The sequence below is a fragment of the Paenibacillus sp. MY03 genome, assembly GCF_002165585.1.
GTDB classification, from domain to species: Bacteria; Bacillota; Bacilli; order Paenibacillales; family Paenibacillaceae; genus Pristimantibacillus; species Pristimantibacillus agaridevorans.
Map to the genome: position 1 here is coordinate 15,656 of NZ_MXQD01000032.1, position 23,678 is coordinate 39,333.

General features: G+C 56.4%; 12 protein-coding genes. All 12 read left to right on the plus strand.

What is annotated here, in order from left to right; translation table 11 throughout:
• The first annotated feature begins 6 nt into the window (after positions 1 to 6).
• The gene (locus B1748_RS22210; RefSeq protein ID WP_087570146.1) at positions 7 to 2,700 is read left to right on the plus strand and encodes a glycoside hydrolase family 78 protein; all 2,694 of its coding nucleotides are present in this window, start codon (positions 7 to 9) and stop codon (positions 2,698 to 2,700) included.
• Between the two features lie 82 nt (positions 2,701 to 2,782).
• Entirely contained in the window at positions 2,783 to 4,048 is a 1,266-nt protein-coding gene (locus B1748_RS22215; protein ID WP_087570147.1) for a ribulose-bisphosphate carboxylase large subunit family protein, read from the plus strand.
• On the plus strand, positions 4,048 to 7,692 hold the full coding sequence (locus B1748_RS22220) for a family 78 glycoside hydrolase catalytic domain (RefSeq protein ID WP_256975865.1): 3,645 nt from the start codon (positions 4,048 to 4,050) through the stop codon (positions 7,690 to 7,692). The genes B1748_RS22215 and B1748_RS22220 overlap by 1 nt, the downstream gene beginning before the upstream one ends.
• A gap of 789 nt (positions 7,693 to 8,481) precedes the next feature.
• Positions 8,482 to 9,474 carry an ABC transporter permease gene (locus tag B1748_RS22225; protein ID WP_306299338.1) on the plus strand — a complete coding sequence of 331 codons (993 nt, stop codon included), beginning with the start codon at positions 8,482 to 8,484 and terminating at the stop codon, positions 9,472 to 9,474.
• A 19-nt stretch (positions 9,475 to 9,493) separates the two neighbouring features.
• On the plus strand, positions 9,494 to 10,375 hold the full coding sequence (locus B1748_RS22230; protein ID WP_087570148.1) for a carbohydrate ABC transporter permease: 882 nt from the start codon (positions 9,494 to 9,496) through the stop codon (positions 10,373 to 10,375).
• A 117-nt stretch (positions 10,376 to 10,492) separates the two neighbouring features.
• The gene (locus B1748_RS22235) at positions 10,493 to 12,061 is read left to right on the plus strand and encodes an extracellular solute-binding protein (protein ID WP_087570149.1); all 1,569 of its coding nucleotides are present in this window, start codon (positions 10,493 to 10,495) and stop codon (positions 12,059 to 12,061) included.
• Between the two features lie 88 nt (positions 12,062 to 12,149).
• The gene (locus B1748_RS22240; RefSeq protein ID WP_087570150.1) at positions 12,150 to 16,007 is read left to right on the plus strand and encodes a carbohydrate-binding protein; all 3,858 of its coding nucleotides are present in this window, start codon (positions 12,150 to 12,152) and stop codon (positions 16,005 to 16,007) included.
• A gap of 71 nt (positions 16,008 to 16,078) precedes the next feature.
• The gene (locus B1748_RS22245) at positions 16,079 to 16,876 is read left to right on the plus strand and encodes a response regulator transcription factor (protein WP_087570151.1); all 798 of its coding nucleotides are present in this window, start codon (positions 16,079 to 16,081) and stop codon (positions 16,874 to 16,876) included.
• 29 nt (positions 16,877 to 16,905) lie between these two features.
• Positions 16,906 to 18,273 (plus strand): glycoside hydrolase family 140 protein, encoded by a 1,368-nt coding sequence (locus B1748_RS22250; RefSeq protein ID WP_218781652.1) that lies wholly within the window; start codon positions 16,906 to 16,908, stop codon positions 18,271 to 18,273.
• A gap of 115 nt (positions 18,274 to 18,388) precedes the next feature.
• Entirely contained in the window at positions 18,389 to 19,060 is a 672-nt protein-coding gene (locus tag B1748_RS22255) for an aspartate/glutamate racemase family protein (protein WP_087570152.1), read from the plus strand.
• On the plus strand, positions 19,060 to 21,108 hold the full coding sequence (locus tag B1748_RS22260; protein WP_087570153.1) for a beta-galactosidase: 2,049 nt from the start codon (positions 19,060 to 19,062) through the stop codon (positions 21,106 to 21,108). The genes B1748_RS22255 and B1748_RS22260 overlap by 1 nt, the downstream gene beginning before the upstream one ends.
• Before the next feature lie 45 nt (positions 21,109 to 21,153).
• A complete protein-coding gene (locus B1748_RS22265; RefSeq protein ID WP_256975866.1) occupies positions 21,154 to 23,535 on the plus strand; it encodes a glycoside hydrolase family 95 protein in 2,382 nt (793 codons plus the stop codon).
• Positions 23,536 to 23,678: the final 143 nt, after the last annotated feature.

The window sequence follows — 23,678 nt, forward strand, 5'->3', positions numbered from 1 at the left end:
AGGCCTATGCGAATCTCAACTTGCAAGACGGAATACGAAGTCAATCCCGTCGGAATCGACGTTCGGGCTCCCCGCCTTTTTTGGAAGCTGGAGTCCCATGAACGAGGCGCGAGGCAGGCAGCCTATCAAGTGCTGGTGTCTTCTTCGCGCGACAAGCTCGCCGGCGGCGAAGGTGATTGCTGGGACAGCGGCAAGGTAGAATCCCGCAGCTCCGTTCATGTCGTCTACGCGGGACAGGAGCTTCAATCCGAGCGGCAATATTGGTGGAAGGTCCGGGTCTGGGATGAACGGGGCCAAGTTTCCGATTGGAGCGAGCCATCCAACTGGTCGATGGGGCTGCTGTCCCGCGGGGAGTGGAAGGCGAAGTGGATCGGGCGCAAGCCGCGGCTTGGCCCGGGAACGTCTCCCGATCTGCAGCCTGCTCCGTATCTTCGCCATGCCTTCGACGCGCCGTCCGCCGTCCGGCGCGCCGTCGTGTACGTCACGGCGCTGGGGCTGTTCCGGCTAAAGGTTAACGGCAAAGAGGCGGGACATCTCTTCGCGCCGGGATGGACGGATTACGACAAGCGCGTGCAGGTGCACGCCTACGAGATTACGGAGCTCCTGAAGCAGGGGGAGAACGTGTTCGGCGTTATGCTAGGCGACGGCTGGTATGCCGGAACCGTCGGCTTCCTGGGCAGCCGGGTGTACGGCGAGCGTCCATTCCTGCTGCTGCAAGCGGCGATCGAATACGAGGACGGCAGCAGGCAGCTTGTCGTATCGGACGGCTCCTGGCGGGTCGCGGAGGGACCGATCCGCTACTCCGACATGATCATGGGCGAAAGCTACGATGCCCGACTGGAGCTGGAAGGATGGGATCTGCCCGGCTTCGATTCGTCCTCTTGGGAGGCGCCCGATATCCGTTCGGGCTATAACGGGGATCTGACGGCGACGATGGAGCCGCCCATCCGGATAACGGAAAGCATCACGCCGGTTGCGGTGACCCGCACGGCGTCGGGCTCCTTTATTTACGATATGGGCCAGAACATGGTCGGTTGGACGGAGCTGCGGGCGACCGGGGCGAGAGGCGCGAGAATTACGCTGAGCCACGCGGAGATGCTTAATCCGGACGGCACCTTGTACCTGGATAATCTCAGGGTGGCCGTGCAACAGGATCATTACGTGTTGAAAGGCGACGGGGAGGAGCGGTACGAGCCGCACTTTACGTTCCACGGCTTCCGGTACGTGGAGCTGATCGGCTACCCCGGCGAACCGGATCTGACGACCCTAACGGGGAAGGTCATTCATTCCGACACGCCGGCGACAGGAAGTCTGGAGACCTCGGACGACATGGTCAACCGGCTGTACGCCAATATTACCTGGGGACAGCGAGGCAACTTCCTGTCCGTGCCGACGGATTGCCCGCAGCGCGACGAGCGGCTCGGCTGGACGGGGGACGCCCAGATCTTTGCGCGGACGGCTTCCTACAACATGGACGTGTCGCGTTTCTTCGCGAAATATATGGGAGACATGATCGACTGCCAGCAGCCGTCGGGCGCATTCACGGACGTGGCTCCCGATGCCGGCTGGATGCGCTACAAAATGTGGAGCACCAGGCTGAACTGGTTCGCGCCGGACAACGCGGGCTGGGGCGACGCCGGGGTCGTCATCCCCTGGACGCTGTACCTGATGTACGGGGATACGCACATTCTGGAGACGCATTACGGCGCGATGGCGCGCTGGGTGGATTACTTAAAGGATAATAGCGTGGAGCTGATCCGGCCGAATTACGCCAACTACGGAGATTGGTTGTCGATCGAGGCCGACACGCCGAACGAAGTGCTGGCGACCGCTTATTTCGCGTACAGTACGAAGCTGATGGGATACATTGCCGGTGCGCTTGGCAAGACGGAGGATAGGCGCCGATACGAAACGTTGTTCCGCGATATCTCGGAGGCGTTCTGCCGGGCCTTTGTGTTGCAGGACGGCTCCATCCATGGCGAGACGCAGACGGTATACGTGCTCGCGCTTCAATTCGGATTATTGCCGAAAGAGCTGAAGGATAAAGCGCTCCGCCGCCTGACCGACAATATCCGGGAGCGGGGCGACCGCTTGTCCACGGGTTTCCTCGGCGTAGGTTACCTGTTGCCGGCGCTAAGCGACTCCGGGGAGCTCGACGTTGCCTACAAGCTGCTGACCCAGGAGGCGTTCCCGTCCTGGATGTACTCCATCAAACACGGCGCGACGACGATCTGGGAACGCTGGGACGGCTGGACGGAGGAAAACGGGTTCCAGACGCCTTCCATGAATTCGTTCAACCACTATTCGCTCGGCTCAGTAGGCGAGTGGATGTTCCGTTACATGGCGGGCATCGAGGCCGATCCGGCCGAACCGGGGTTCAGCCATGTCGTGATTCGGCCAAGGCCGGGCGGCAGGCTGACGCGCGTCAAGGCTTCGTACGAGTCGTTATACGGCGCCATCTCCGTCGAATGGGAACTGGCGGCAAGCGGAGAACTTCGGCTTGACGTACAAGTGCCGCCAAATACGAGGGCGACCGTTCATGTTCCGGGCAGCGGAGTACGGTTGGACGGCAAGGAAATTACCGAATCGCCGGAAGTTATTGCCAGGCTGGAAGTACAGGAGGGAGGCTCGGCGTTCCGCGTCGAATCCGGCCGCTACGCGTTCACGAGCGAGCATGTTCCCGTTACAGCAAGCGTATAGCAAGCCGCTTATCGATTGACCATAACTGCCGATCGCGGAAACAGCAGCGCATCGGCATTGAGCACGAAGGGAGTGTAGCCGTATGGATTCACAACGCGTTGCCGCTACTTATTGGGTTGAAACGCCGTACCCGCTGGAGCAGGCCGCAGAGATCATTGCGGGCGAACAGTCGACGGGCACCTTCACCAAGGTGCCGGGAGAGAGCGATGCTTTGAAGAGGGAGCACGGGGCCGTCGTCGAGGGGATCGAACGGCTGGAGGACCATGACGCTCCCAGCTTGCCGGGGACGGTTGCGCCCGCTGGTCACGACGGTCGTTATCATCGCGGCCGCGTCGTCATCTCCTTCCCGCTTCATAATTTCGGCCCGTCGATCCCGAACCTCATGTCGGCGATCGCCGGCAACTTATACGAACTGCAGCAAATATCGGGATTGCGGCTGCTCGATCTTCAATTGCCGGAGGCGTTCGCCCAGCGTTACGCAGGGCCTAAATTCGGCATTGAAGGGACGCGCCGGCTGCTTCAAGTGTACGATCGTCCCCTTCTCGGCACCATCGTAAAGCCCAGCATCGGTTTATCTACCGAGGAACTGGCGGTCATGGTCGAGAAGCTTGCCAGGGCGGGGCTGGACTTCATTAAGGACGACGAACTGAACGCCAATCCGCCTTATGCTCCGCTGGATCAGAAGGTTGCGGCCGTGACCGCCGCGATCGAACGCGCGGCGGACGCGACGGGCAAAAAGCTGATGTATGCCTTCAATATTACAGGCGATTGGGATGAGCTTCGCCGCAATCACGACCTTGTCGTCGGCGCGGGGGGCAATTGCGTGATGGTCAGCATATTGAGCGTGGGGCTCCCCGGGCTTGCGCATCTAAACGGCTACAGCGAGGTGCCCATCCATGGTCATCGCAACCAGTGGGGAATGATGACTCGCTCGCCCCATCTTGGCCTGTCATTTACGGCTTACCAAAAGCTTTGCCGTCTCGCGGGCGCGGATCATCTGCACGTCAACGGTCTTGACGGGAAGTTCTACGAAAGCAACGAATCCGTCACGGCGTCCGTCAAGGCTTGCACGGAGCCGCTGTTTGGCGGCTATAAGGCGATGCCGGTCGTTTCCTCGGGCCAATGGGCAGGTACGGCGCACGCAACCTATAACGCCGCAAAAACGGCAGACGTCATGCATTTGGCCGGAGGCGGCATGCTGGCTCATCCGGACGGCGCGGCCGCCGGCTTCGAGAGCATGAAGCTGGCATGGGAAGCGGCCGTGGACGGCGTTACGCTGGAGCAATGCGCGAATCGGCATCCCGTCGTGCGGAGGGCTATGGACAAATTCGGAAAGGCAGGTCGTTGATGATGAACATAGCAGCTTGTTTGACCCCGCACAAATGGAAGAAGCCCGTGCTCGTCGGCTCCGGAACGGACGGAGCCTTCGACAGCCGGGCGGTAGACTGCCCTTTCGTATTCAGGCATCTTGACCGTTTCTACATGATGTACGTCGGTTTCGACGGAACGGGCTATCAGACGGCGCTGGCCGCAAGCGACGATCTGCTTCATTGGGAGCATCTGTCGACCATTTTGACCCGGGAGGAGGAAGGGGATGCCTGGGATTCGCGCAATATCGCGGGCACCTGGATTCTTAGGGACAACGATATGCATGGTCCTGGCCATCTGAAAAAGTGGGACGGAAAGTATTGGCTGGCCTATCACTCCTATCCCGGCGACGGCTACGAGGCGGGTTCGGCCAAGATCGGGCTTGCCTGGACCGAAGACGAAAGCCTGATGAACTGGCACCGTCTGAAGGAGCCCATTCTTGTGCCGGAGGACGGAGGAGAATGGGAGAGAGGCGGATTATACAAGGAATGTCTGGTGGAGCACGAAGGCATGTTTTATTTGTTCTACAACGCCAAGGACAAAGATGAGGGCCGCTGGACCGAGCAGATCGGCCTCGCGACCTCCAAAGATCTCGTGCATTGGACGCGCCATGACGGCAATCCCGTCGTCAAGGTCACGGCGGATGCCTGGGACAGCGGCTTCGCCAGCGATCCCTGCGTGCTGCGGGACGGATCGCGCTGGGCGATGTTTTATTTCGGCTTTGATTTTAAGGCCGCCCAGGAAGGGCTGGCATTGTCGGATAATCTGCTGGACTGGCGCAAGCACGCAGAACCCATAATCACGGTCGGAGAAGGGAACGAGATCGATTCCGTATTCGCCCATAAACCGTCGATTATTACGCATAACGGGGTATTGTACCATTTTTACACCGCTAGCAGGCGGCCTATGGACGGCGATGCGACATGCAACGTTTTCCCTGAATTCCGAACGATCGCGGTGGCGACATCCGCGCCAATCGCGGTCGGCGCTTTGCGTACGGAGGGGATGCCCAATCCGTTAGGCCTGGACGAGCGGCATCCCCGGCTGGGCTGGTCCTTTCTGGAGCAATTGCCGCCGAGCTTCCGGCAGAGGGCTTACCGAATCGAGGTGGCTTCAAGCTTCGATAGACTGCAGAGCGGAGCTGCCGATGTCTGGGACAGCGGCTTCGTCAGCGGAGGCGCTCATACGGCGATTAGCTTTGACGGCAGTCCTCTGCAGCCCAGGCAGCGTTATTACTGGAGAGTGACGATAGAAGACGAGCAAGGGACGCGTTATACAAGCCCGACAGCCTGGTGGGAGACGGGACAGCTGGGCAGCTGGCAGGGCAGGTGGATTACGCATCCGGATGCGACAGCCGAATCGAAGGGAGCGTTCCGCTTTCGTCGTGACTTCGATGTCGCCCGGAAGGTTGCGCGCGCGAGGATATACATTATCGGGCTCGGCCACTACGAGCTTCGGTTAAACGGCCGCAAGGCAGGAGATCGAGAGCTGGATCCCGGTTGGACGGACTACGACCAAACCGTTCTGTATGCGACTTATGACATCACGTCCATGCTGGAAACGGGAGGAAATACGATAACCATCGAGCTGGGGAACGGCTTCTACCATGTGCCTGGCGGCAAGTATACGAAGTTTAAGGACTCTTATGGCACTCCCACTTGTCTGGCGGATATCGTCATCGAGTATGACGACGGTACAAGCGAGACGATTCGGACGGACGGCGGCTGGCAAGCCGGGGAAAGTCCGCTAATCTTTACATGTATATATGGCGGCGAGGAGTACGATGCGAGCAGAGAAGACGAGAGTGCCGCTTCGTTGAGCCCGGCCCTGGAGATTACGGGGCCTGCCGGCAAGCTTGCGGCGGGAGCGGCTCCGCCTGTTAAAGTGATGCGCATCCTCGAGCCCAAGCGTATAAGCAATCCCAAGCCCGGCATTTACGTGGCGGATATGGGCCGGAATTTCTCGGGTTGGCCGAAACTAAAGGTGAGCGGCGCAGCGGGATCGAAAGTCGTAATGACTTGCGCGGAGCTGCTGACGGAGGAGGGCTTGGTCAACCAGAAGTGGACGGGAGCCCCGAGCGAGTTTTGTTATACGTTAAGCGGCAATGGCGTGGAGGAATGGCGTCCCAGGTTTTCTTATACCGGCTTCCGTTACGTGATGATTGAAGGAGCGGTGCCTCAAGCTTTCGCCGATTCATCCCCATCATCCCTGCCGGTGCTGCATGCCATCACGGGAGAAATGCTGTATCCCGAGCTGGAATCCGCAGGAGGCTTTCAATGCTCCGATCCGTTGCTTAACGAGATTCATGACATCATCCAATGGGCAATTCTCAGCAACACCAAAAGCGTATTTACCGACTGCCCGCATCGGGAGAAGCTGGGATGGCTGGAGCAGGTTCATTTGATGGGGCCGTCGATTATGTACAACTACGACGTGGAAGCGATGCTGAAGAAGGTGCTGCAGGATATTGCCGATGCCCAATTGCCTAACGGCCTGGTGCCGACGACCGCTCCGGAGTATGTCGTGTTCGACGATTCGCTAAGCCTGTTCCGCGATGCGACCGCTTGGGGCGGAACTTATATTCTGACCGCCTGGGAAGTGCTGCAGCGGTATGGCAATATCGGTCTTATCGAGAAGCACTATGCCGGCATGAAACGTTATATCGCTTATCTGACCGGAAAGTCGGAAGGGTACATCCTAACCGGGGGACTTGGCGATTGGTATGACATCGGTCCGGCAGGGCCTGGATTTTCGCAAAATACGCCTGTTCCATTGGCGGAGACGGCGATCTACTACGGTCTGTCCGTCGTTATGCAGAAAATGGCCGCCATGCTGAATGAGCAGGGGGATGTTCAGGAGTATGGGCAATTGGCCGCGTCCATCCAATCTGCGTTTCAACGGGAATATTGGGACGAGGAGACGGCCAGCTACGCAACGGGCAGCGATACCGCGCTTGCCATGCCGATAGCGATCGGGATTGCCCCGGAGCGGCATCGCGTTTTGCTGACCGAGAAGCTCGCGCGGCAAATTGCCGAACGCGGCTACCAGACGACGGCCGGCGATGTGGGCTACCGTTATGTGCTGCTTGCGCTTGGCAGGGCCGGCAGATCGGATGTCATCTACCGGATGTCCCAAGTAACGGATAAGCCGGGTTACGGTTTTCAAATCAAACATGGCGCAACGACGCTTACCGAGGCATGGGACGGACCTGTGGTCGGCAAGTCGCAGAACCACTTTATGCTGGGACATCTGGAGGAGTGGCTGTATCAAGGTTTGGCCGGCATGGATTACCGTTATGATACGGCAACCGAACGTTACACCATCTGGATCAAACCTTATATGCCGGAGGATATGAAGTGGGCGGAAGCCTGGCAACGGCTGCGCCCGGGATATGCCAGCGTGCGCTGGGAGAAGGACGAGACCAATCAACCGTCTCTCCGCGTCACGATTCCGCCCAATTCGAAGGGAATCGTCTATGCCCCTTGGAACATCTGCGGTCATGGGGAAGAACCGGCATTGCCGGAAGGCGTCAAGAAGCTGAGGGATGAGGCGGGGCACGCGATATACGAGACGGGGTCCGGAAGCTATACGTTTTCCGCGCAAGAAGTAACGGCGGGCAATTAACGCTGTCAGGCTCATTAATGTTAAGATAAGGGGCTGTCCAATAAGTCTCAAAAATAAAAAGTTGGGCGGAAAATGTCTTCCGTCCAACTTTTTGTGTACCTGCTTTTTCGGGAAAGTGGCGAGGCGGATGCCTGCCACTTAACATTCAACCCAAACGGGGCGTCCAGCATTCCGTTTTCACTGATTTTTTGGATAGCCATTTGCCAGGTGTTGTCTTGTTTGGTGGATTGTGTATGAATTTTCATACACGTTAGGCCAGGAGCCGGCTTATCTGGTGAATTGTGTATGAATTCTCATACACGTTAGGCCAGGTGCCAGCCTGTTTGGTGAATTGTGTATGAATTCTCATACACGTTTGGGCAGGTGCCGGCCTGTTTGGTAGATTGTGTATGAATTTTCATACACGTTAGCCCAGAAGCCGGCCTTTCTGGTGGATTGTGTATGAATTATCATACACATAAGGCCAGGTGCCGGCGTGTTTGGTGGATTGTGTATGAAGCCGCTTTTGACGGGGCTACCTTGAAAGTTCACTTCTCGGACACCCCCTTCGGTTGTGGCCGTAATGGGGTTCCGCAATCTATGAAAACGTTTTAATCCTCATTATTAAGCATTCCTCTTAAAAATAATCACTTCTCAATTGCGAGAATGATTACGCTTACAAATATCTTAAAAATGATCGCTGTATTTTAAGTTTTGAACACTATTCATCGTAATCATTCGACTATACAATTTAGTCATATTCTCCAATCAGCAGCTTGAATCGGGGGAAAAGGGAGGAGTGAGGATAGGTTGGAGCAGCTAACGAAAATGGAGACAGCTCAGCGGACGCGGCAGCTCCCGGCAGTAAAACGAAACATCTGGCGTGAAATCGTGAAACAGAAATATGCTCATGTATTCGTGTTAACGGGGATGCTGATCGTCTTCGTCTTCAATTACTTGCCGATGTTCGGCGTATTGATGGCATTCAAGGACTATTCCATCTCAAGCGGCATTAAAGGGATTTTTACGAGCGATTGGGTAGGGCTCAAATATTTCAAAGAATTTGTCGGCGCTTACAATTTTAAGCTCATTGTAACCAATACGCTGGCAATCAGTCTTTTGAAATTGTTTTTTACCTTTCCGATGCCAATCTTGTTGGCCATCATGTTCAACGAAGTAAGGGTTCATTTTTTCAAACGGTTCGCACAGACAGTCAGCTACTTTCCGCACTTTATCTCATGGATTGTTGTTTCCGGGCTGCTCGTTATCTTCTTGTCGTCGAACTCCGGGATTGTCAACGATTTCTTGAAGGGATTAGGTTTGATCGACAAGCCGCTCCCGTTTCTGTCCAGTCCGAATTACTTCTGGGGACTGGCCGTCACGACGGCCATGTGGAAGGAAGCGGGCTGGTGGGCGATCATCTTCCTCGCGGCGATCAGCGGCCTCAATCCGTCGCTGTATGATGCGGCCGAGATGGATGGAGCAGGCAGGCTTCGCCGCATCTGGCATATCACGCTGCCGGGCATACGCGGGACGATCGTGGTCGTGCTTATACTGGCAGTCGGAAGCCTCCTCGGCGGCGGTCTTGTCGGCTCCAACTTCGAACAATCGTATTTGCTCGGCAATGCGATGAATAACGAACGCTCCGAGATTTTGCAGACGTACGCGTTTAAGATGGGCTTGGCTCAAGGACGATACGCTTACGCGACCGCAATAGATTTGATGCAGTCGATTATTGCAATCATTCTCGTATTCGGCAGCAACTTTTTGTCCAAAAAAATAACCAAAAACAGCTTGTTCTGAAGGCGGAGAGGAGTTTAATATGCATCGCAGAACCGTCGAAGACCGCGTCGTGGATACGGTGAATATCAGTTTGCTGGTTATCATCTCGCTGGTTACGATGTATCCCTTCTACTATTTGATCATTATTTCGTTTAATAACGGGCTCGACACTTCGCTGGGCGGCATTTATTTTTGGCCGAGGGACTTTACGTTTAACAATTACACGAAGTTTTTAAGCGACCCGAAGTGGATTATGTCCTTTGGCGTCTCGGCGCTTAGGACGGTTATCGGAGCGGCAGTCACGATATTGTTTACCTGTCTGACGGCATATGGTTTGGCGTATCGCAATCTGGTGTTTCAGAAATTTTATTTTTCGTTTTTTATCGTGGCCATGTACACGTCGGGCGGACTTATCCCCTATTACGTAGTGCTGCGCAGCCTGGGTTTGCTGAATACGTTCTGGGTCTACATCGTTCCAGGCGCCGTGACGATCTTTTTCCTCATTATCGCGGTTTCGTTTTTCCGGGAAATACCTGCGGAGATGGAGGAGTCGGCACGCATAGACGGAGCATCGGATCTGACCATCTTCTTTAGAATGATATTGCCGGTCTCCAAGCCGCTGATTGCGGCAATGGGCTTGTTTATAGGCGTAGGTCAGTGGAACTCCTGGATGGACTCGGCCTACTTCGTCAACAAGGATTCGTTAAGAACGTTAACTTATCGTATGATGGAAGTCATCAACCAAGGCATGATTCCGTCCGACCTGGCTTCCGCGGAGCGGGCTGCGGCGATAACCGGCGTGACGACCTTCTCGATCCAGGTAACGGCAATGGTTATCGCGGTTATACCGATTCTAATCGTCTATCCTTTCCTGCAAAAGTATTTCGTGCAAGGCATTATGATCGGTTCGGTTAAAGGGTAGGCAGGCAATTGGGCTGAGCTCGCATGACATGGGTTGAGAACGGAATCGACCGCTTACAAAAGGTTTATTCCGATTTCACATAAATTCGATGCAGAGATAAAAAAGGAGGCAATATCAATGAGCAAGTTTTTTAAATCGACGAGCTTGATAGCGCTTGCAATGACGTTGATGCTGACTGCCTGCTCCGGCGGCAATAGCGGCAGCAATGGAAACAAGCCGGTCAACACGGGTAACGAAAAGGTGGACAACGGAAGCGGCGGCGAAGGCGCTGAACAAGAAATCGTGGAGCTGGACCTGTTCGTCAATATGTCTTGGTGGCCGCTGAAGGATTGGAGCGGCAAGGTGCCGGAAGAGATTACAAAGAAAACCGGCGTCAAGCTCAACATCCAGGTTGCTGCCGACGATAAGCAGCTTCCGCTGTTGATCGCATCGGGAGATTTGCCCGATTTGGTTTATACGGCTACCGATCTGACGCGTATGGCGGACCCCGAAGTTTCTTATCCGTTCGGCGAGCTGATTAATAAATATGCGCCGGATTTCGAAATCAGTCAAGAACGTATCGGCGTTAATACGATGCCGGACGGCAATTTCTATACCGTTCGCAACGCATTCTCCACCGAGCAAGAATGGAAGGATAATCCGAAGGCTATACCAGGCGCAAACGGCATGACGCTGCGCGAAGATATTATGACCGAGCTGGGCAATCCGAAGCTGGACAACCTGGACGATCTCCTGGCCATTCTTGCTTCGGTCAAAGAAAAGTACCCGGATATGGTCCCGCTCGTATGGGATAAAGATCAAATCGGCCAGCATTTGCGCATCAACTTCGGTCTCAAGAAAAGCAAAGGGTTTGTCGACATCGACGGCGCAGCTCGTTACTACCTGAAAGACGAGAACTATCTGGACTACTACTTGTACATGAACCGTCTGTATCGCGAAGGCTACATGATCGCCGAGAACTTTACATTTAAGGATGCGCAGCAAGACGATCAATACGTATTAAACGGCCAAGCCTTCGCCCACGGCAGCGGCGTAGCCGAAACAAGCAACCCTCAATTAGAGGAGCTTGGAAAACCGTTTAAAATGAAGCAAGTAACGAAGCTGCTTAGCGACAAAGCGGGGATTCCGATGGGCGGATCCGGCTGGGCGGGCATGTACATTACGAAAAACAACAAAAATCCGGAAGCCGCAATTAAATTCCTGCAGTACATGTACAGCGAAGAAGGTCAAAAGCTCGGACTTTACGGTATTGAGGGCGAAGATTGGGAGTGGAACGAAGCCGAAAAATATCCCGTCATGAATTATGACTACAATAACACGGATATTCAAAAACAAAACGGCGTCGTTTGGTGGGGGCTGATCGGAAGCAGCGGCGTTAACGAAGCGCTGCAGCGCTACAGCCCGGATACTCAAGCGACGCAATGGGGTCTGGCCGCAAGGGAAGCGCTTGAGTTCAACCCGGCGCTGGGGCTGGTCTCTACGGAGCCGGATACGGAAGAGCAGACGATCGAAGCTCAAATCATGAACATGGTTACGACCGAAGAAGTGAAAATTTATATGGCCAATTCCGAGGAAGAGGCCAAAGCGGCATACGAAGCGTTGCTCGAGAAGGCCGAAAGCCTTGGATTGGCGAAGCTGGAAGAATGGGCTACTGCGAAGTATAAAGAATATCAGCAAAACTTCTAACCAAAGCGGATGAACGACATAGTGGCCGGAATGCTCCAGCATTTCGGCCACTTCAGTCATCATGCTGGAATTTCGGGAGGAACCTCACATGAATGTCAAAAAACTGCAAGAGGGTTTCGCTTCTCCGGATCCGGACTTCGGTCCCTTGCCGTTCTGGTGGTGGAGCGGGGAAGAGATAACGGCGGAACGCGTGCGCTGGCAACTGCAAAAATTTCGCGCCGGCGGCTTGCGCAATATCGGCATCCTCAATATTGCGCCGACGGGACCTCAATACGGTAGCGTAGCCGACGATCCGCCCTATTTCAGCGAACGCTGGTGGTCCATGTTCGAGGTGGCTTTGCGCGAAGCCGAGAAGCTGGGGATGCGCCTTTTTTTCTACGACCAGATCGGCTTCTCGGGAACAAACCTGCCGGCGCATTTTGTGGCGGAACAACCGGAATTGGCCGGTTACCAGCTTCGTAGAATAGCTTGCGGTGAGGGGCTGCCGGAGGGAGCCGAGCTTCTGACGGAAATCGGGGGTTACCGCTACTTAACGGTTCGCCAGGGATTTAACTGGCTTGACAAGCGAGCGACAGAGCAGTTGTATGACCGGATTTACGGCGAGTTCGAACGGCGTTTCCCTCATGATTTGGGCCGGACGATCGGCGGCAGCTTCCAGGATGAGCTGCCTTCGATGCCGCTATGGACGAAAGGGCTTCCCGAGCTGTATGCCGACCGTTATGACGAGGATCTAATTGCCGCTTTGCCTGCCTTGTTCGAGGATGTCGAAGGAGCGGAGCTTGTTCGCAGGCGCGTGTACGAGCTGGCTGCGGAACTGGCGGAGGAGTCGGTGTTCAAGCTGCAATACAAGTGGCATCAGCGCCATCATATGCTCCAATGCTGCGATCAGGCCGGGCCCGCGCGCCGAGTCGATTTGCATGGGGCGCAGCGGCTTTACCTGGACTATATGCGGACGCATCGCTGGTATAATGCAGCCGGCTGCGACATGGACGGAGAGATTAAGCCGCATGCTTCGATGGTTCATTTGCACGGGGGCAAACGCGTGTTTCTGGAGTCGTTCCATACGAGCGGCTGGGGCGGGACGCTGGAAGAGACGATGCACTGGCTGGTGCCTTGGCTGCAAGCCGGCGTAACGCTGTACAGTCCCCACTCCGTCTACTACAGTACGCGCGGGGGCTGGTGGGAGTGGGCGCCTCCCGACACGGGATGGCGGCAGCCGTATTATGAGCATTACGGCGTGTTTGCCGATACGGTGAGCCGCGCGTGCTGGCTGTTGACGCAAGGCACGCATATCGCAGACGTCGCTGTCCATTATCCTTCGCATGCGGCATGCGGCTGGATGTCGCTGTCCGACGGAGGCCCGCTTGAGCATCCCATGGTCGTTGCCAACAAAATGCCTAATGAGCGGCTCCGTCATATCGAAGACGTGTATCGGACGTTGACGGGGCGCTGGAATCGCAAGGAGCGCAACAAACCGGGCGCGCTTCGTACCGCATGCATCGACTTTGACGTGACGGACGATTCGGCGTTGGAGAGGGCGGAGTTGTCCGGCGGCAAGCTGCGAATCGGAGAAGAGACGTTTTCGGCGCTGCTCTTGTGCGGCACCGCCATTATGGATGATGCTGCCCGCGCCAAGGTAGAGAAATGGACGGCAGCCGGCGGTTTGGTGATTGCCGTGCAATGCGTGGATGACGATCCGGTATTGGAAGGCGCCGTATACGTCGACTCTGCCGGCGAAGCGATAGAGCTTCTGGAAGCCAGGTTGCCGGGGCGTGCCAAAGGACCGGATATGCCGTTGATGCGGAGGGTAGAGGACGCTGACCTGTTCTTGCTGCTGCCGGAAGCGGGAGAACTGCTGCCGATGCACGAGCCTTCGGGTGAACGTGCGACGCCTCCGAGGAGTGCCCGTTATCGCCTCCGTACGGCAGGATATCCGCAGCTATGGGATCCGGTGACCGGGCGAGTTTCCGAGCTTTTATACGACAGAGACGGCGATTGGATCGAGCTCGAAGTTTCGTTCGACAGTTGGCCGGCGGCATTTGTCGTATGCCGATGGGATCAAACGGAGGCGGGAGAAGTACCCGCCAATTCCTCGCGCGAGTTGGATAATCCGTCTCAGCCAGCCGAAGTTCCCGCGCTAGGCGCGAGTCAGAAGCCGGCGGCAGAGCTCGAAGACTGGCAGGTAGCGGTCGTGCCTACGCTGGATAACCGTTACGGCGATTTCGATTTGCATGGCGGCAGGTCGGCTTTGGCGCCGATCGAGCGACGCGAATTGCTCGTCGCGCGCGAAGAAAGCGACGCGGACGGCGAAGCCGCGGGCTGGCATAGGAGCGAACTGGATGATTCGGGTTGGATGAAACGTTTGTGGAGCGAGGCAGCTTATTGGGAAGCATCAAGCGACGAACGCTTTCGGGAAGGCGCCGTATGGCCGGTCGTCTATAGCAATACGACGGGAGACTTATCGTTCCGGACATGGGCGGGCAGAATGGGACGGATTCCGCGCAAATTTTTGAATTTGGGAATGGCGAAAGCCGGGGATAAGATATGGGCGCGAACCCATGTGGTTGCTCCGGAGGACGGTACGTATTGGGTCCGTACGGAGAGCAACGCGGCAATCGCACTTTGGGCGAACGGCGAAGAAATTAAATGGGAAGGCGGGCCTGAAGAGCAAACGTCGACCGTGAAGCTGAAAGCCGGAGCCAATTCGCTGTCGCTGTGCGCGGAGGCGTTGGCCGAAGGATACGTCAGGGCAGGAGTTACCCTATGCTTGGAAGAGCAAGAGCCGCTGCCCAAATGGATTTATTCGCCCAGTCCGCATTCGAAAACCCGGTTATCGTATACGATAACCGAGTCGGATAACGCTGGCATCAGCCGGGTGCGCGTCATCTTTTGCGCCAAGGAACGAGTGGCGCTTTATGTCAACGGCCAACCAGTAAGCGAGCACGGCGATTTTAATCCGTATATCCGGCAAGGGCAAGAAGAGCTCGATCTAACGCCCTATTGGCGTGACGGCGACAATGTGATTGAGCTTGTCATGCCGGAGGGCGAAGGCGTGGCCATGGTGGACGGCGTCATCGAGCGGGCGGACGGAACCCGGCATATGTTCTGCACAGGCCCTTCGTGGTTAAATGAACAAGGTCAGCACTCCGAAATTCTCCATGAAGCGGTTCTGCAGTTTGCCGAGACGGAGACGATGTGGCTTCCCGGCCGCGCGCATCCGCTGCCGAATGTCGGCTGGCTGATGCCGGATGCGGAGCCGGCGTCCCGTCCGCTGCCTTTTGTCCGCGACGCGGCTCAGCCCGGGAGGCCGATCTGGTTTCGTTTTCCGCTCCCGGCCGGAGCCAGGGAGCTCCGCATTGCTTGCGCGGGCGAATGCCAATGCTGGATAGCGGGAAGGCGGGTGCCGCTGCAAGGCGACATCGCCCTGTTCGAGCCGCAGCTTGCCGGAACGATGGCCGCGCTTCGCATTGTTCCTACCGATACAAGCACGGAAGCCGATGTGCTGCTTGCTCCGATCAGATTCGATGTGGCGCCGATTCGGGGAGAGCTCGGCGATTGGCGGACGGCGCTGGGCTTGCCCCATCACAGCGGCGTCGTCGAATACGAGACTACGGTTGATTGGCAGCAAGAGAATGGCGCGATCCTTGAGCTGGGGCATGTCCGGGGCACGGCCGAAGTATGGCTTAACGGCAACCCGCTTGGCGTGCGCGCATGGGGACCTTACCGATTCAAGCTGGATGCCGGACGCGGAGAATACCATATACGTATTCGGGTAACGAACACGTTGGGCACCCATTACGAAATCGGCCGTCCTTCTAGCAACGTTGGAGGCTCCGTTAATCCGAAGGTTTCCTACTGGCAGCCTGATTCCATGCCGGAGCATTGGGAGAAGGCGTTTGCGGCTGGCGGCCTCTACGGTCCCGTCCGCTTATATGCCGTCACTTAATAGAAGCGATTGATAGAATTTTCAGTGAAATGATATGATTGGATGGATAGGAGATCCGGGAGGGATAGAACATGCTTAATCTGATGATCGTAGATGACGAGCCCTTTATGCTGAAGGGGCTGATTAATATCATTGAGAAAGGGCAAACGCCATGCTCCGAGATCGTTAGCGCGAATGATGGGTTCGATGCCCTTGAGAAGCTGGAGAACTACCGTCCTGATTTGCTGATTACGGATATTCAGATGCCGGAAATGAATGGTCTGGAGCTGATTCGAAAAGCTCGCGAGCGAGGGTTATGCAACCGCTTCATCATTCTGACGGGATACGATGACCCAGCCTATCTGCACCAGGCGATACGCTGCAAGGTGATCGATTATTTGCTGAAGCCCATTAACAAAGCGGAGCTTTATGACGTCATGAGCAATTTATCGCTTGAACTGCTGGCTGCCGAAGACGAGGCCGGTTCGCCAAGCCAAGCCGATCAGGATCACAACGTTCCCGGCGTCGATTACGATCAGATGTCCAGAAACGTCAAAAAAATTATCCGGCATATCGAGTCGCATTATAAGGAAAACATTTCGCTCGATCATATTGCCGAGCATGTATATTTGCATCCCAATTACATCAGCTCGCTCTTTCGCAAGGAGACGGGACTGACGCTGATTCATTATTTGCATCTATTTCGGATTAAAAAGGCCAAGACGCTGATGCTTGGCGATTCGGAGGATTCCTTGCATCGCATATCGGAGCAAGTGGGGTACGAGAGCGTCCGGCACTTTTTCAGCGTTTTCAAAAAGTATTGCGGCGTTACGCCGAGCGAATACCGGCAGCACTATAAAATGAACGAAACTCTATCATCTCGCAAATAACTCGCAAACCGAATACGGGAGGACTAACCTTGCTCAATAAAATGCCATGGAATAATGGGAAACTGACGGTCACGGACAACGGTCGATATTTGCGGCATGCCGACGGCACCCCGTTTTTTTGGCTGGGGGATACGGCATGGCTGCTGTTAAAGCGAACGACGAGAGAACAGGCGCTAGCCTATTTTAGCGATCGGAGAACAAAGGGTTTTAACGTCATCCAGATTATGCTTGTGCATGATCTGGTTACCGAAAATGCTTACGGGAGAGTGCCGTTTCGGGAGCTGGACCTGGACCAGCCCGATGCGGAGGAGTCGGAAACGTATGTCAGCTACTGGTCCTTTGCCGACGAAGTGATCGGCATGGCGGAGCGCGAAGGGCTGTATGTTGCGCTTGTCCCCGTGTGGGGCAGCGTAGTGGAGCATTATTCCACCGATGCCGAGACGGCTGAACGTTACGGGACATGGCTTGGCAACCGCTATAAGAACCGTCCGAATGTAATTTGGCTAAACGGGGGAGATATTCGAGGCAGCGACAATACGGAAGTATGGCTTCGGATGGGGAGCGCGATTAGGGAAGCTGCTCCGGATCACCTGATGACGTTCCATCCTTACGGCAGAACGGACTCTTCGAGGTGGTTCCACGACGAGGAGTGGCTCGACTTCAATATGTTTCAATCGGGGCACCGCAGCTATGCTCAGATGGAGGAGAGCAACCCCGACACGTTGATCGGCGAAGACAATTGGCGTTTCGTGCAGGCGGATTGGGCCATCATGCCGGCGAAACCCACGATTGACGGCGAACCGTCCTACGAGGATATTCCGCACGGCTTGCATTTCCCGGACGCTCCGAGATGGATGGCGGACGATGTGAGACGTTATGCGTATTGGTCCGTTTTTGCCGGCGCATTTGGTCATACCTATGGACACAATGCGGTCATGCAGTTCCATACGGAGGAGCGGGGCGTCGGAGCATACGACTGCACGCGAAGCTGGAACGATGCGCTTGATGATGACGGCGCGGCGCAGATGGTCCATCTCAAGAAGCTCATTCTCTCCAGGCCGTTCGAAGAGCGGATGCCTAATGAGACGGCCATCTGCGGCGATCCGGGCTACCGGTATGACCGGTTATTCGTTAATCTGGGCAGCAGCCATATGATGGCCTATATCTACTCGGGGCGGCCCTTTACCTTGCAGCTGGGGCAGTTCTCCGGTTTGCGGGCGGCTGCCTGGTGGTACAATCCGCGATCAGGCGAAAGCGAATTTCTGGGCGAGGTGGCCAACGAGGGAATCCATGAGTTCGTTCCTCCGGGCGGAAGAGCTCCGGGCAACGACTGGGTATTGGTGCTTGATGATGCCGAAAAAGGTTTCGCCGCACCGGGACTGACGGAGAGTCGTTAATTCCGCGATAGTCCGCGATTCAAAGCAAAGTCCTTAAGATTGAACGCTGTAATGCGGCTGCTCCGGGACTACAATGGAAAGAAAGACAGCGCTTTCTATAAGGAGGAACCGGAAAATGGATACAGTAGTCGCGGTATATACGGGCCAAGGGCTGGCGGAGCCGCTCAAAAAACAATTCGATGAGCTGCTGCCCGGCGTGCGTCTTGTCAATATTATCGATGACAGCTTGATTGCCGAGGTTGTGCGAGAGGGAGAAGTCACGCCAGGCGTGAAACGGCGTCTTATGCAATATTATCAGCATGGAGCCGATCTTGGCGCTTCCATTATTCTCAATACTTGCTCTTCTGTAGGCGAAGTGGCCAGCGACGCGCGCCCGTTCTTCGACATACCGCTTGTAAAAATCGATGAAAGCATGGCCGAAGAAGCGGTTGAGTCTTATCGTACGATCGGCGTTGTGGCGACGCTTCCCACTACGCTTCAGCCGACAATGCGGCTTTTGCGGCAGCAAGCCGAGCAGCGCGGCAAGCCCGTGCAATTGATCGACGGTCTTGCAGCCGGCGCCTATGACGCTCTTGTCTGCGGACGGCCCGATGAGCATGACCGCATTCTGATGGAGACAGCCGTCAAGGTCGCGGAACAGGCCGATGCGCTGGTGCTTGCGCAAGGCTCCATGGCGCGTATGGAGGCGCAGCTGGCGGATCGCGTCGGCAAACCCGTGTTATCCAGTCCGCGCCGCAGCGTGTTGGCGATCAAGAGGCTATTGGAAGCGGAAAGGACGGTCCGCTAATGTTTACGGAGAGGCTGTCCAAAATATTGTATGGCGGAGACTACAATCCCGAGCAGTGGCCAAATGAAATCCGGGACGAGGACATGCGGCTGTTCCGGCTCGCGGGCGTTGACATCGCGACGCTCAACGTGTTCTCTTGGGCGCTTAATCAGCCGGATGAGAACACCTACCGCTTCGATTGGCTGGACGAGATGATGGATAAGCTCCATGCGAACGGGATCAAGGTGTGCCTGGGCACATCGACGGCGGCTCATCCCGCATGGATGGCGACGCGTTACCCCGATGTGCTGCTCGTCGAGCATGACGGCCGCCGTCGCAAGTTCGGCCGCCGGCATAATTCCTGCCCGAACAGTCCGACCTATCGGCTTTATTCGGAGCGGATGGCGAGTAAGCTGGCGGAGCGTTACAAGGATCATCCCGCCTTGTTGCTGTGGCATGTTAATAACGAATACGGATTGCGCTGTTACTGCGACAATTGCGAGAAAGCCTTTCGCGTATGGCTGCGGGACCGTTATGGCACGCTCGAGGAGTTGAACCGGGCCTGGTATACGAGATTCTGGGGCCATACCTTCTACGACTGGAACGAGATCGTGCTGCCGAGCGGACTCAGCGAGCACCTGAGTCCAACAAATTCGGACGAGACGGCGTTCCAAGGCATCTCGCTCGATTATGACCGATTTAATTCGGATGCCATCCTGGCCTGCTACAAGCTGGAGCGGGATGCTATTAAATCCGTAATTCCGGATGCGGTCGTGACGACGAATTTCCAAGGCAACGGCACGTACAAGCCTCTTGATTATTTCAAGTGGGCGAAGGAACTGGATATCATAGCGCTTGACATGTATCCCGCCGATGACATGACCCCGGGCCAGATGGCGATGCGCTATGATTTGATGCGCGGCTTAAAAGGGGGAGATCCGTTCCTGTTGATGGAATCGTGCCCGTCGCAACTGAACTGGCGCCCCCGCAATTCGCTTAAGCAGCCCGGCGTCAACCGTTTATGGAGTTATCATGCCGTCGCTCGCGGCGCGGACGCCATTATGTATTTCCAGCTGCGGCGCTCGCGCGGGGCATTCGAGAAATTCCATGGAGCCTTGATCGATCATGCCGGACACGAGAATACCCGCGTGTTTCGGGAATGCGCCGACATCGGGAGCGAACTGGGACAGCTGGGCGATACGCTGCTTGGGGCGCGTTCCGAAGCCCGCGCGGCCATTGTGTTCGATTGGGACAACTGGTGGGCGCTGGAGCACTCCAGCGGGCTTACCGTGGATTTGCGTTACGTCCAAGAAATCGAAAAGTATTACGCTGCCTTCTACGGCCGCAATATACCGGTAGCCATGGTAGGCGTGGAGGCGGATTTGACCGCTTACGATATCGTCGTGGCGCCTGTGCTCTATTTAATTCATCCCGGTTATGCCGAACGTTTGGAGCAATTCGTGGCGCAGGGCGGCACGCTGGTCATGACAACCTTTAGCGGCATTGTCAACGAAACCGACCTGGTTACGACGGGAGGTTATCCCGGAGAGCTTCGGAAGCTTCTGGGCGTATGGGTGGAGGAGATCGATGTGCCGATGGCTCATCAGCGCAACCGCGTCGTTATGACCGCAAGGCTTGGCGAACTGGAAGGCTCCTATAATTGCGGCGTGCTTTGCGATGTCGTGCATGCCGAAGGAGCCGAGACGATGGCCGTATTCGAACGAAACTTCTATCGGGGATGCCCTGCGCTTACGCGCAACAGCTTCGGGTCGGGCGAAGCCTGGTATGTCGCGACTTCGCCGGAGCCGTCCATGCTGGACGGATTAATCTCGCATGTATGCGAAACTCGCGGCATTAGGCCTTTGCTGGATACGCCGCCCGGCGTAGAAGCGTCCGTCCGGGTTAAAGACGGAAGAACCTTCTTGTTTTTGCTTAATCACAACGATGCGGCAACGGAAGTCGAATTGGGAACGGACCTCTATGTCGATTTGTTAACAGGTACGCCGCACAACGGAAAGCTCCCGCTGGCCGCGCTGGATGTCCGGATTTTGTCAGTTGCGGATGCATAAGGCGGGATTGGTTCATCAAACACATCAATGCAAGGGGCTGAACCCGTGAGAGACAATACAGGCGGCAATTCCATGAAGCTGTGGTACCGGCAGCCGGCCGACGAATGGGTGGAGGCGCTGCCGGTCGGAAACGGACGTTTGGGCGGCATGGTCCATGGCGGCGTCAAGCGCGAGACGATCGCGCTCAACGAAGAGACGCTGTGGTCCGGCACCAAACGCGGGGCGGAGCGGGAGGAACCTCTGCGTTATTTGGAGGAGAGCCGCAGGCTTATATTCGAGGAGCGGTATAGTGAGGCTCAATCGGTTATAGAGGAGCATATGCTGGGACCTGCAGGAAATGCTTTCCAGGCTATGGGCGATCTCGAGCTGTCCATGAGCCATCCCTCCTTGGCAAAAGAGTATCGGCGCGAGCTTGATCTTCGTACCGGGTTATGCCGGACGGAATATATGTCGGGCGACGCGCGGATAACGAGGGAGGTTTTCGTATCGGCGGTGGATCAGGTCATGGTCGTGCGGCTGGAAGCCGACCGTCCGGGAGCCATCGGTTTGGAGGCGGCGCTCACGAGCAGACTCCAATATCGCGTCGAGAAATCGGGAGTGGACCGCCTTATCCTGTCGGGAGCGGCACCGAGCCTTCTGGATCACGAGCAAGAACGTTCGGAGGATACGGTCGTTTACGAAGAGGATAAAGGCATCCGGTTCCAGATTCATCTTAAGGCCATACCCGAGGGCGGAGTTGTCGAGGCGCATGGCGGAAGGCTGGAAGTAAAGCGGGCGGATGCGTTAACGTTGCTGCTGACCGCGGCCACCAGCTTTAACGGCTTCGACCGCGACCCTGTTCTGGACGGTCTGGATCCGCGACCTCGCTGCGATCAATGGCTGCAAAAAGCTGAAAGCGCGGGTTATGCCGAGCTGCGGAATCGTCATATCGCGGATTTCTCGTCATATTTCGATCGCGTGACGCTGGAGCTTGACGCGCCGGATCGGGACGGCATCCCGACGGACGAGCGTATTGAGGCGGTGAGCGGCGGCCAAACCGACGAACGGCTTGCCGAACTGTTTTTCCAGTTCGGACGCTATCTGATGATCAGCTCGTCGCGTCCCGGCACGCAGGCGACGACGCTGCAGGGCATCTGGAACAACATGACGAAGCCGCCCTGGTCTTGCAACTATACCGTCAACATTAATACGCAGATGAACTATTGGCCGGCCGAGGTATGCAATCTCGCGGAATTTCACGAACCGCTGTTCGATCTGCTCGGCGATCTGCGGGTCGCGGGAGCGCGGATGGCCGAGGCCTACTACGGATGCAGGGGCTGGGCCTCTCATCATAACGTCGACTTGTGGCGGAATACGAGCCCGTCGCAAGGCTCCGCGAGCTGGGCGTTCTGGCCGATGGGCGGCGTGTGGCTGTGCCAGCATTTGTGGGAGCATTATGCCTACGGTTGCGATGAGGAGTTTCTTCGCGACACGGCTTATCCCATCATGAAGGAAGCGGCGTTGTTCTGCCTCGACTATCTCGTCGAGGACGGTCAAGGCAATCTCGTATCCGTTCCGTCGACGTCGCCGGAGAACACCTTTATCGCGCCGGACGGGCAACGTTCGGCGGTCAGCATGAGCTCTACGATGGATATCGCGCTGATGAGGGAGCTGTTCGGGAACTGCGCGGAGGCCGCCCGCATTCTAAATGCCGATGCGGACTTCCGCGTAACGCTGCAGGACGCGCTGGAGCGCCTTCTGTCGTTCCAAATCGGGCGGCATGGCCAATTGCAGGAATGGTACCGCGACTTCGAGGAAGCCGAGCCCGGGCATCGCCATACGGCCCATTTGTACCCGCTGCATCCGGGTAAATTGATCACGGTGCGCGGCACGCCGGAATTAGCCAAGGCTGCCCGCGCAAGCCTCGATCGGCGCCGGGTCTACGAAGGCGAGGATACGATCGGATGGTGTTATTCTTGGAATATTAGCCTGTACGCGCGACTGGAGGATGCGGAGACGGCGCATGGTTATTTGACGAAGCTGCTCGGCAACCCGTTCCCTAACCTCTTTAATGCGCACCGGCATCCGAAAATCACGTTTTATCCGCTGACCATCGAGGCTAATTTTGCGGCTTCCGCGGGTATTGCCGAGCTCCTCTTACAGAGCCATGCGGGCGAGCTGCATCTGCTGCCGGCGCTGCCGAAGGCATGGCCATCCGGACGGATCGGCGGCATCCGCGCCCGCGGCGGCTACGAGCTCGACCTCGAATGGAGCGACGGTAAGCTTACGCGCGCGGTTATCCGTGCCGCCCGAACAGGCCGCTGCCAGGTGCGGACCTCCGTGCCTGTTAAGGCAGAAGGCCGGGATTGGGAACAGATAGAGGAAGGCGTCATTGCTTTTGAGGCCGAAGAGGGCAAGAGTTATTCGATTTGCAGGGTTGAGAAGTAGAGTAGCCGGTAGAGGCAGAGCTGTTACGATAGGGTAGAGCCGTTACGATCGTGACGGCTCTTTTCCTGTTTATTCGAAGTTCATTCGCGAGATAAATAAATATGATTTGAAGGTTATATAACTATGTGGTAATATAAAGACAT